The 10712-nt window shown below is 66.3% G+C and carries 10 protein-coding genes; 6 read left to right on the top strand and 4 right to left on the bottom strand.

Features of this window, described 5'->3' with window-relative positions:
* A partial coding sequence (locus tag G3I56_RS42405) for a transposase (RefSeq protein ID WP_239135463.1) occupies positions 1-541 on the top strand: 541 nt, incomplete at its 5' end.
* Between the two features lie 134 nt (positions 542-675).
* Here G3I56_RS42405 and G3I56_RS42400 read toward each other — a convergent pair.
* Positions 676-1218 carry a hypothetical protein gene (locus G3I56_RS42400; protein WP_164418842.1) on the bottom strand — a complete coding sequence of 181 codons (543 nt, stop codon included), beginning with the start codon at positions 1216-1218 and terminating at the stop codon, positions 676-678.
* A 446-nt stretch (positions 1219-1664) separates the two neighbouring features.
* On the opposite strand from G3I56_RS42400, the gene G3I56_RS42395 reads away from it, so the two are divergent.
* Positions 1665-2405 carry a hypothetical protein gene (locus tag G3I56_RS42395; RefSeq protein ID WP_164418841.1) on the top strand — a complete coding sequence of 247 codons (741 nt, stop codon included), beginning with the start codon at positions 1665-1667 and terminating at the stop codon, positions 2403-2405.
* A gap of 77 nt (positions 2406-2482) precedes the next feature.
* Here the strand turns inward: G3I56_RS42395 and G3I56_RS42390 are convergent, their stop codons facing one another.
* Positions 2483-3532 (bottom strand): ISAs1 family transposase, encoded by a 1050-nt coding sequence (locus tag G3I56_RS42390; RefSeq protein ID WP_343240229.1) that lies wholly within the window; start codon positions 3530-3532, stop codon positions 2483-2485.
* Between G3I56_RS42390 and G3I56_RS44950 the strand changes: the two genes are divergently transcribed.
* Positions 3524-3652, top strand: coding sequence for a hypothetical protein (locus G3I56_RS44950; RefSeq protein ID WP_275406983.1), 129 nt, complete (start codon positions 3524-3526; stop codon positions 3650-3652). The genes G3I56_RS42390 and G3I56_RS44950 overlap by 9 nt on opposite strands.
* A gap of 132 nt (positions 3653-3784) precedes the next feature.
* Here the strand turns inward: G3I56_RS44950 and G3I56_RS42385 are convergent, their stop codons facing one another.
* A complete protein-coding gene (locus G3I56_RS42385) occupies positions 3785-4102 on the bottom strand; it encodes a hypothetical protein (RefSeq protein ID WP_164418839.1) in 318 nt (105 codons plus the stop codon).
* A 271-nt stretch (positions 4103-4373) separates the two neighbouring features.
* Complete coding sequence (locus G3I56_RS42380) at positions 4374-7829, bottom strand: hypothetical protein (protein WP_343240230.1); 3456 nt, start codon at positions 7827-7829, stop codon at positions 4374-4376.
* Between the two features lie 573 nt (positions 7830-8402).
* Between G3I56_RS42380 and G3I56_RS42375 the strand changes: the two genes are divergently transcribed.
* From G3I56_RS42375 to G3I56_RS42365, 3 genes are all read left to right on the top strand, one after another.
* Positions 8403-8966, top strand: a complete 564-nt coding sequence (locus tag G3I56_RS42375; RefSeq protein WP_164418834.1) for an RICIN domain-containing protein — start codon at positions 8403-8405, stop codon at positions 8964-8966.
* A 273-nt stretch (positions 8967-9239) separates the two neighbouring features.
* Positions 9240-9614 carry a hypothetical protein gene (locus G3I56_RS42370; protein WP_164418832.1) on the top strand — a complete coding sequence of 125 codons (375 nt, stop codon included), beginning with the start codon at positions 9240-9242 and terminating at the stop codon, positions 9612-9614.
* A gap of 378 nt (positions 9615-9992) precedes the next feature.
* Positions 9993-10496, top strand: coding sequence for an RICIN domain-containing protein (locus G3I56_RS42365; RefSeq protein ID WP_164418830.1), 504 nt, complete (start codon positions 9993-9995; stop codon positions 10494-10496).
* Positions 10497-10712 lie beyond the last annotated feature (216 nt).

Genomic DNA, 10712 nt, shown 5'->3' with positions numbered 1-10712 from the left:
TCGACACTCACATGATCACCGGGACCGTGCCTGTACTGCGTCCGCCCCTGCCCGAACCGGGACGTCCGACGCGACTCCCAACCAGCCCGGCGATCCGGACGAACCCCAATCACGCAACGCCCCCTGGCTGGAGGCCCACCCTCTTTCCCCGGTCCTGACGTCGATGCCCGGCGTCGGCGTCAGGACCGCCGCCGTCCTGCTGGTCACCGTCGGCGACGGCACCGGCTTCCCCACCGCCGGCCATCTCGCCTCCTACGCCGGCCTCGCCCCGGCGACCAGGTCGTCCGGGACCTCGATCCACGGCGAACACGCACCCAGAGGCGGAAACCGGCAGCTCAAACGTGCCATGTTCCTCTCCGCCTTCGCCTGCATGAACGCCGATGCCGCCTCCCGCGCCTACTACGACAGACAACGCACCCGCGGAAAGACCCACACCCAAGCCCTCCTCCGCCTCGCCCGCCAACGCATCAGCGTCCTGTTCGCCATGCTCCGCGACGGCACCTTCTACGAACCCCGCACCCCCGAAACCGTCCCTGCCTGAGCCCTTCAGCCTTGACGAAGGACATAGAGGCACCCCCCCACACAGCTACCTCGCCGGCCTCCACCTACACGCCTCGATGATCTGGATCAAAGACCTGACCCGAACCACCGATTGATCACCACTCGCTACGCACCCTATCTCCGACGTCCGCGTCTGCCCTTTTCCTTGGCAGGTCGTCTGCCCTTGGACTTGCCACTGAGCGCACTCGGTACCTGCACCGGGCGCCCCTGCCAGTCGATGCTGTCATCCTCTGACAGGCTCGCCGCATACGAGAGCGCATGCCGGACCAGCAAGGACAGCAGGCCCTTGGACTCCGCCGAGGGAAGCTTGCCCTGCCAGGGGCAGACCGAGTACCAACCCTGGCCGGGGTCCGTCAGGGGCGGGCAGGGCGCTGCCAGTTCCAGGAGCTCGGACGGCGCTTCGGGTAGGCGCACCAGCAACACGCCCGTGCCCCAGGCGACGACCGCGGCGATGCCCTTGCCTGCAAGCACTGGCATCCCGAAGGTCGCCAGGACGGGCCAGTGGGGAGCAAGGTCTTCAAGTCTCACGACGAGATCAGGGTGGGTATGCGACTCCCACCCCTCGTAGACATAGGCACCGTGCTCCTGCGGAACGCCCTGCTCCCGCAACAGGTCGAGCAGCGCCGTGTTCTGAGGCAGGTTCGGCAGCAGCGTCATGCCCCGAAACGCTACGCGCCGTTCAGCAGTAGGGGCAGTGGTAACACCCCTCTCCAGCACGCTTGCCGGGCCCGCAGCATTTGGCATTACTCGTACGTCCCGGTGGTCAGGGGCGCTCCCGTCCTCCGCCTCGCTCGAATCAACAGCGCCTCGCGGGAGAAACGCGAACCACATTCCGCCACCAGGGCGACTTCCCAGATTGATCACGACTCAATACGCACCGTAGACGACGAGGAGCTGGTCCACCACGCGGCCTCCAACCCGGCGCTGCCCGCACCGGCGATCCACGCTCTGGTGAGCACCTGCGCCGGGTCAGCCGACAACGAGCAGCACTTCCAGCCCCGTCGCGGTCTCCCGGTGGCGGGCGGGTAGGTTACCGCTGCCCAGGAAGGTCGTCTGTGAGAATGGGCGCGACGCCAGGGCCCGGCGTATTCGACAATCATCCGGTGACCGATGAGAAGCGTTGCCTCACCCTTCGCGTTGTCGTTCCTGATCCCACGCAGAGGGATGCAAACGTGGAGGTCCGGGCCCTGGTTGATGGCAGGGACATCCTGGCTGACGCATTCACCGAGGGGCCGGGCGAAGATCCCGAGTACCTCTTGGTGCCCGGCGGCCCTCTCAGTGCCGAATCGATACCGCACGAGGTGCGGCTGGCAGAGGCATCGTGCACCGAAGGCTGCTGCGGAGCTCTCTACGTGACCATCCAGCACGACGGCGACTACGTGATCTGGGACGACTGGCGCAATCCCGACGAGGACCAGGTCGACCTGCCTGCCTTCCGCTTCGATGTTCAGGAATACCAAAAAGAAGTCGAGCGGGCGACCGCGGACCGCACCTGGGAATGGCCGGCGCGGACCGTTGCACGGCTCCTGGAACAGGACCTCCGAGAACGCAACCACTGGCTCGCACGCTGGGAATGCGAACTCGGCACCGTGTCCGCCCTGCCCTGGGAACCGAACCAGGTCAACGTCTTCCTCTTCCATCCATGCCGCTCAGCTATCAGGGAAGACCGGCCATGGCTGCAGTTCCGGATGATCCTCGCCGTCTCCACTGACGACCCGGCAGACCAAGCCGAACGGCTCGCCGAGCAACTCATCGCAGCTGACCCACGCCAAACCGCCGAGGTCTGCGGTGGCTCACCAAAGTTCGCCACGCAACTCGGATACCCCTGGCCACACCATCGCTGAACCCGAACGCAGGTTCACAGTACGGACCGCCCTCCGAACCAGGGCTTCAGCGTAGTCGCATGACATCCGGTTCGTGATCATGTGAGGCCGAGTAGGGCGAGCGGACGGTTAGGGTCGCGGGCGTTCGCGCGGAGTGCGGCGGCGATGTTGGTGGTGTCGGACAGCTTGACGGCACCGATAGCCAGGTTGCGCCAGGTCGCCGTGGCGCGTGGCGCGTTGCCGGTCCGCAGTTGGGAGGCGTCCTCGGCGAAAGTTGTGTCGCGGACGTGGTGCAGGGCCTCCACCTTCCAGTGGTCCCTGACCAGCTTGGCCAGTTGGCCCGGGGTGGCCTGTTCAGTGGCCAGGCTGGTGACGGCGTAGACCGTTTTGACGGTGGTCTTGCCCGTCTTGCGGTCGGTGCGACGGCGCTTGATCTGGAGCGCCTGGCCGGCTCCGGGGAACAGTAGGTTGTTCACGGTGGCGGCCTTGATCCGGCGGATCTCGGACCGTCCGTGACCGGCGTCGCGCGTGCGGCCCTGGAGCGGGATGTCCTTCCAGGGAAGGGCCTTGAGCTGCTTGTGGAGCCTCTTCTGGTTGCCCTTCACGATCACGATGTAGTGGGCCCGGCGTCCGAGGAGGTAGGTGGCGTGCTCGCGCTGGGTGTGCAGCGCGTCGCTGGTGACGGCCACGCCGGCCAGGTCGGCGACCGTCTCCAGCAGCGGCTGGAAGCAGGTGGTCTCGCCGGTCTTCTCGCCGACGTCCAGCTGAGCCAGGACGAGGCCGCTGGTGTGGTCCAGCGCGGCCAGCAGGTGGATCTTGCGGCCCTTGGCCCTCGCGGCGCCGCGGAGGCTTTTTCCGTCGACGGCAAGTCCTCGCAGTGGGAATGCGGCAGGAGTGCGACGGTCGGCGAGCCAGCAGCCCACGGCCCGGTCAAGTGCGTCGCCGTCGATGCGGCCCAGCAGCCTGCGTACGGTCGTTTCCGCGGGCAGGTGCCGCTTCGGGCACAGTGGGTCCGGTCGCACGCCGAGGAGTTCCAGCAGCTGGGGCGGGGTGTCGACGATCCACTCGCCGACCGCCAGCAGAGAGGTTGCCCCGGCCAGCACGGCGCACGCGGTCAGCGCGAGCACGACGGTCAGGGCATGCCGCACCCCGCGTGGATCGCGCGGGTCGGGCACCTCGGCAAGACGTTGCAGAAGGCCGGGGACTTCCCCCGGCACCACCTCTGGATGTTCACTGAGCTGGTCAAGGGCAGGTGGGATCGGCGATGATGCGTCGGCAGGCACGGTCTTCCAGGCAGGTCACGGGGCATCGAGAACTCCATGATCTTGGAAGTCCGTGCCTGTCCGGCTTGTCAGAAGCCGTCGAGCCGGCGGAGCGTCACCCGCCGGCGCTGTCGAGGACTATCCTAGCGGCAGTTCCACGCGTCGCCCCAGACCGATCTCCTCGGCCTCATCGTTCGTGACCATCGCGAACACTCCGCTCGGGATGCCCGCAACTGTGGCCACGCGAGACGCGACGGCCAGGAGATCCGCCTCGGCGGCCCCGGTGATGAAGAAGACGTACGCCTCGCCGTACTCCTCTCCTTCGTCATGCACTTCCGCTACCTCCTGTTCAGCAAGGAAGTCCTCGACCTGGTCAATCCAGGGGAAGGCATAAGAACCCTCCGGAGTGCCCGGGGCCTCCCGAAGGGGCACATGGATCTCAACGATGGTGTCCATGCGGGCATTGTCCCTGGCCAGAGCCCGGTCGCATGCTCCGCGCCCGGAACACCGCGAGGCGTGGTGAATCAATCCGAACCGGACGGCATCTGACTACGCCGAAGCCCTGGATGTCAGCCCACTACGACGAAGCCCTGGGGCGTCAAGCGTCTCGCCATCATGACAAGGTCCTGCTGAACTCATCTATGAGGGATTTCAGTGTGAGTTGACGACTCGTATAGCGATTCCCCAACAGCGCCAACGCCCCCGATCGAAAATTCGACCCCACTCCTCATTCCGGACATACTTTAGACCAACGCTGAGTCTCGTTGATATGGCAAATCTGTTTCGCAATGTCATCTGCGTCAAGGTCCCATATTCGCGGCCCCGGGTTTTCTCCCGTCGCGACGGTCACGAGTTTCCGGCCGTCGGGGCTGAGTTCCATCGCTTTAAATTTCTGTCGTCTGTCGACAAGAACGGTCAGTGTACGGCGCGTTCTGGCGTCCCAGACCCGCACCGTATGGTCATAGCTGCTGCTGATCAAGGTGCGGCCGTCGGGGCTGAAGGAGATTCCGGTAACCGCGTCGGTGTGCGCGGTCAGGGTGGCCGTCGGTCGACCGGTGGAGATGTTCCACAATTTCACCGTGTGGTCAGCACTCGCGGTGGCCAGAGCCTGACCGTCAGGGCTGAAGGCCACCGAATAAACGTCGTCTTTGTGCCCGGCGAGGGTGGCCGTCGGTCGACCGGTGGAGATGTTCCACAATTTCACCGTGTGGTCAGCACTCGCGGTGGCCAGAGCCTGACCGTCGGGGCTGAAGGCCACCCAATAGACGTCGTCTTTGTGCCCGGCGAGGGTGACTGTCCGGCGCTCTATCACATCCCAAACTCTTACTTTGCCGTCGAGTTGACCGGCGGCCAAAAGGCGGCTATCGGGGCTGAAGGACAGAGACATTACAGTGCTCGTCTGCCCGGTGAGGACGGCGACTTCCCGGCCGGTGGTGCTGTTCCATATCCGCACCGTGTGACCGGCACCTCCAGCCGCCACGGTACGGCCGTCAGGGCTGAAGGCGACTCCCCACATGCTGTCGCTCCACATGGGCTTGCTGTGAACGTTGAGCGTGATTCGGTATCTTTTCCTGGTCACGTCCCACACCTTGACCGTGCCGTCGGCAAAGGCGATGGCCACGCTCCGGTTGTCCGGGCTGAAAGCCGCCCGGCTGGCCCCGATGAATTCACCTAAAGTGGCGTCCAATCGGTGTGTCTCGGTACTCCAGAGTTCCACGGTGCCGTCTGAGAGTCCAGCGGCCAGGGTGTGGCCGTCGGGTGACAATGCCAGTCGTAGTGGGTAGGGGCCATCTTGTCCCACGGTTATGGAGTCGGTCCGGCGCGTGGTGGTGTTCCATAACTGGACGACCGACCCGGCACTGGGAACAATCACTGTCTGTCCGTCCGGGCTGAACAGCACTCCCGTCACAGAATCTGTGTACCTCCGGATGGCGGTGGTCCGGTGAGTCCGCAGACTCCACAGGCGCAGGGTGCTGTCGTCGCTGCCGGCTGCCAGCGTGCGCCCGTCAGGGCTGAAGGCGAGTGCACGGACAACGTCCTGGTACCCGGAAAAGGTGGCCACGGTCCTCGGCGAGGTCGTCGCCCACAGGAGTACCTTGCGGTCGGCGGCTATGGCGAGGGTGCGCCCGTCCGGGGAAAAGGACAAGGCGTGCACAGCAGTACTGTGCGTCGGAAGTGCGGAGGTCGTCCGACGCGTTGCCGTACTCCACAGCCGCACCGTGCCGTCGGTGTCCGAAGCGGCCAGGGTCTGCCCGTCGGGGCTGAAGGCCACCGCCGTGACCGCGTTGGTGTGGCCGGTGAGCGTCGCGGAAGTTCGGTACGTCGCGGTACTCCACAGCTTGATGCTGCGATCGGCGCTCACTGTCGCCAGGGTGTGGCCGTCGGGGCTGAATGTCACTCCCGTGACCACGTCGGCATGCCCCCTCAGGGTGGCGAGAACCTGATGTGTACGGGCATTCCACACCTTCACGCTGTGATCAGCACTAGCCGATGCCAGGGCGCGGCCGTCGGGGCTGAAGGCCACCGCTTCGATGTTGCCCGTGTGACCGGTCAGCTGGTTGGCCTGGTACGAGCCGAAGGCACTGAGCAGGCTGCTGCGGGCCTCGGTGGTGCGCGCTGCCCGGTACCCGCGCAGCGCCAGCATCATTGCCGTCTCGGGATGTTCCGCGGATGCAACGTCCGCCCTGGCGGAAAGCTCACGTGAAGTGGCGACAGCACGCTGCTGGCCTGCAATCCTGGCCTGCCGGAGGGCCACGATGGTGCTCAACAGGGACAGTACGACGACGGCCACGAGGCTGCCGGCCAGCCAGCGCAGACGGCGGGTGGCACGGGTGACAGCCTGCTGCTCCCGATGACGAAGCTCGAGGCTGCCCAGGAGGAATGCCTGCTCAAGCGCCGTGAGTTCACTGTGCCGGTCGGCGTCCGGGAAGGCCTCCTCCGCGATGGTGAGACGGCTGCCCCGGTAGAAGGTGGCGGGGTCGCGGTTCACGGCATTCCAGGCGTAGGCGTCGTCGGTGAGATGGCGGTGGACGCGCAGGCGGTGACGTTCGGCATCGATCCAGGCTCGCAATCGGGGCCAGGCAATGATGAGGGCTTCGTGGGCGAGGTCGACGCTCTCGCCGTCGAGGGTGAGTAGCCGGGCCCTGGTGAGGTGTTCCAGCACGGTCGTGGTGTCGGCGGGGTCGCCGAGGTCGAGTTCGTTGCGCGGGATGGGGCGGCGAGTGTCCGGGGAGCCGTCGCCCGGAGTGATCAGGCGCAGGAGAGTACGACGGGCGAGGTCGGCCTGGGCAGGGGTGAAGTGGGAGTAGCAGTCTTCGGCGGTGCGGGCGATAGCGCCGCGCAGGCCGCCGGCCCCCTCGTACGCCGCCTCGCTGAGAGTGCGGCCCTTGCGGCGGCGCCAGGTCTCCAGCAGTGCGTGGGACATCAGCGGCAGCCCGCCCGGCTCGCCCTCGACCTCGGCGACAATCCGGCTGGTCAGCGGACGTTCGACGATCAGACCGGCCGCCCGGGCCGGCTGCACGATCGCCTCCCGCAGCTCCTCACGACTCATCGGCCCGGTCAGCAGCGTGGCATCCTGCAGGGCGGCAGTGAGCCGAGGGTGCTCGGCGCAGCGGCCGAGGAAGTCGGCACGAACTGCGATCACCACACGCAGTCGGCCGGCCGGGTCTGCGGCGGTCAAGAGGCGGTCGATGAACTGATCGCGATCGGCGGGGTCGTTGCACACGGTGTACAGCTCTTCGAACTGGTCCACGATCAGCCATGTGTCGCCGTCGGCGTCCTTGGGCGTCAGCCGCCGGTCGTGGCTGAGGGGGTGAGCGCCGGGGGTCAGGACACGCAGCGCCGTGGACCGCAGGACAGGGTCGTCGGTGTGCTGCAGGCGCGGGATGAGACCGGCGCGAAGCAGGGAGGACTTGCCACTGCCCGACGGCCCGAAGACCGCGACGAACCGGTGTCGGCGGGTCAGGTCCATCAGGCGGTCGATGAGCCGGTCGCGGCCGAAGAACAAGGCGGCGTGGCCGGGTTCGAAGCGGTCCAGGCCCCGGTAGGGCGCCCGCGCGTCATCGTCCGCCGACCGCTCGGCGGTCTCCTCCTCCCGGGCTGCTTTCCGCCAGCGGCCCTCCCACTCCTGCGAGTTCCCGCCACACGCCTGCACGTAGGCCAGGACGACCGGCAGCGTCGGCATCCGCTCCCCAGCCGCGGCCTGGGACAGGGTGCTGGCCCCACAGCCAGTGCGGTGCGCCATCGTCCGGTAGGTGGGACCGTCGGCCTCCGCCCGTAACTTACGCAACTCGTACGCCAGCCGTTGCACTGGCCCGGCAGTCGGATCCAGCGGACTCTCCGGACGCCCCGGCATCGCTCACGCCTCTCCCCCGCCTCCCCCGTGGACGCGGACCAACCCGACCGCCAAGTTATGTACTTCCCCGCCCCAGCGGCAACCACCAGCCCCTGCTTCCAGACAACCACGCGAACATAGTTGTGAGGACAGGCGCAGCCATTGATCAGACCGGCGGAAACGGGCTGCCATTCAATGCCGTGACCGCTGAACTCGGTATGCACCGGGGTCGGGCCTCGCAGTATCGGCACGGGTCGTGCACCCTCCGACGACACGCAACCTGAAGCTCACCTCATAAGGACCGGATCAACCGCGCCAGAGCGGCGACGTCAGCGACCACTACTGATCCGGTGCCCTGGTGTCACGCCAAAACCTGAGGTTTTGGCCCAGTGGACGAACTCGCCGAAGGAGTACTTCAAGATCATGCGCCCGACTTTACGAAAGAGACTTGGTGGTCTCATCGCCACAGTCCTGCTGGCCGGCGCAGGGCTGGCCGCTACCACCACGGGAGCGAACGCACAACCAGCGTCGGCCCCAGCCGTCACGCCCTTCGCTGGTGTCTTCCATCCCCTCAAGAACGTAGGCAACGCCAAGTGCCTCCAGCCCGCGGGCGCGTCCACGGTCGAGACCGTGGAGATCGTGCAGCAGCCCTGCGACGGAAGTATCGCGCAGGGCTGGCAGCACGTTGGGGTCGGCGGCAACCACTACATGTTCCTCAACCAGCTCAGCGGCTACTGCTTCAACGCCTTCGACGGCGCTACCGACGGGGCACGCCTTCTGCAACTCACGTGTAAGAGGATCAGCAACGAGGAGTTCAACACCGGGGCAGCGCTGCCCAACGTCGTGAAGATCGAGTCCAGGGTTGGTTTCCGGGACACCAACTTCTGCGTCGACGTACCGGGAGGAGCAGCGACCAACGGGTTGGCAATGCAGATATGGAACTGCAACGGGTCCCTCGCACAGCGATGGATCGTCGGCTTCGACTAGCAGGTGCGACAGAGAGGACGCCCGCGATCGTCCTCGGGTGCAGCTCCTCTGGAGGGACGACCCCACCAGCACCGAGCTGCGAGTTCACATTTGGGGTGTGATCCTTCCGGCGGTTCCGCTCGCCCCGCCACTCATCAGCAAGGACCGGTCAGAATCCTTGGCGGTGATCCACCACGCAAACCATCTGCTCAGCAGGGCACGGTGGGCTCGGTCCCAGAAAGGCAGTCACCGATGAACGTTCGAAAAAGAGTCGTCTCAAGTCAGGGGGCAGATATGAGAGGCAAGTTCAGGCGCCGCGGCGCCTCGATAGCGGCCGTAGCTGCGCTGAGTGCCGGGGGGCTGATTCTGGCGACGGCAGGGAGCGCGTCCGCAACCTCGCTGCTCACAGTGCAGGTCGGTGCGGCCGTCTTCAAGAGCACCAACCTGGCCTCCGGCACGGTCGGAGTTCCGGACCTCTGGAGCGGTGACCTGCTCCTGGCCGACTGCTGGACCACCGGTCAGAATCTGGGCAGGGGAAACATCTGGTACCACACCATCGACGAGCGCTACAACCACCTCGGCGGACTCGAGCTGACTGTCACCGGATGGACGTACGCTCCGTACGTGGACGGCAGCGCCGCGGCCAACGGGGGCATTTCGCACTGCTGACCGGATGCCGTTCTGCCGCCGTGGGGCGGATCGGGCCGCGGGAACGAGTGACAGCGGGCCGAGGAGGGCGCCGTCGCCGAAATCGGCGCCCTCACCGTCTCCGGCAGAGCTCGGCGACGGCTGAACCCCACCGTCACGAACGCTGCCCGCAGATCGACCAGCCGCGAGATGTCTTGCCTCGCGGCCGCCGCAGATTTCGCTTCACGGCGTACTACCCCTATTCGCGACGAACCGCTGCGCAGCCTGCGCTGGGTGCCTCGGCGGCCGTCTAGCTGATTCACAGCATGAGCACCGCAAGGCAGCGGCGCGGCCGACCCGGGCGCGCCACCGACCACTGATCTCGTCGTTCCGGCGACGAGATCTTCCAGAGGAGAGATTATGACCAGGTATCTCAGAGCCGCGACGGCTCTCGGCGCCATCAGCCTGTTCGGCCTCGGCGTCACCGCCGCACCCGCGTCTGCTGCCGGGTTCGGGCCGATCAAGCACTCCGTCACGGGCAAGTGCATCGACGTCAAGGGCGGTTCGACGCAGGTACACGCGTTGATCCTGCAGTGGGGCTGCCACGGCGGCAGCAACCAGGCATGGCTCAAGGTCCCGGTGAGCGGCGGCTTCCAGTTACTCAACCAGAACAGTGGGCTGTGCCTCGACATCAGCAGCAACACGGCCCAGGTACCGAACGGGACCGGGCTCCAGCTTTTTGGTTGTGACATTGCAGCCGTCTGGCAGCTCAAGGACCCGTTCGGGAACGCAGGGCAGCTCCAGCACGTGGCCAGCGGCAAGTGCATCGACCTCGAATCGGGGAGCGCCGCCGACGGGGCCAGGATCCAGATGTGGGACTGCTTCACGAACAACACGAACCAGATCTGGACGATGCCCGCCTGAAACACCCCAGGCCAGGCGCCCGGCGCCAACGACTGTTCCAGCAGACCGGACTGCGAGTGGGAAACCGGGCCTCACTAGAGTCCGCAGTGAGTAGCTGTTGTCGTTCCGATCTTGAGGGGTGTGCGTCGAACGGGAGTCTCGATCGGGTGGTTGCCGCCGGCTGCGGGCATGAAGGCAGGGCCTCTTGGTAGCTCGGGGTTGCGAAGCCAACCGAGA

This window comes from Streptomyces sp. SID12488 (assembly GCF_010548275.1).
Lineage (GTDB): Bacteria > Actinomycetota > Actinomycetes > Streptomycetales > Streptomycetaceae > Streptomyces.
The sequence above is the reverse complement of the archived record's forward strand: the minus strand, read 5'-3'. Positions and strand labels throughout refer to the sequence as shown.

Bases quoted from the DNA above. Each gene is read 5' to 3' on its own strand.
- G3I56_RS44950 (WP_275406983.1), top strand. From the start codon at position 3,524: ATGCCGCACCCCGCGTGGATCGCGCGGGTCGGGCACCTCGGCAAGACG.
- G3I56_RS42370 (WP_164418832.1), top strand. From the start codon at position 9,240: ATGAGAGGCAAGTTCAGGCGCCGCGGCGCCTCGATAGCGGCCGTAGCT.
- G3I56_RS42365 (WP_164418830.1), top strand. From the start codon at position 9,993: ATGACCAGGTATCTCAGAGCCGCGACGGCTCTCGGCGCCATCAGCCTG.
- G3I56_RS42380 (WP_343240230.1), bottom strand. From the start codon at position 7,829: ATGCCGACGCTGCCGGTCGTCCTGGCCTACGTGCAGGCGTGTGGCGGG.
- G3I56_RS42400 (WP_164418842.1), bottom strand. From the start codon at position 1,218: ATGACGCTGCTGCCGAACCTGCCTCAGAACACGGCGCTGCTCGACCTG.
- G3I56_RS42385 (WP_164418839.1), bottom strand. From the start codon at position 4,102: ATGGACACCATCGTTGAGATCCATGTGCCCCTTCGGGAGGCCCCGGGC.
- G3I56_RS42375 (WP_164418834.1), top strand. From the start codon at position 8,403: ATGCGCCCGACTTTACGAAAGAGACTTGGTGGTCTCATCGCCACAGTC.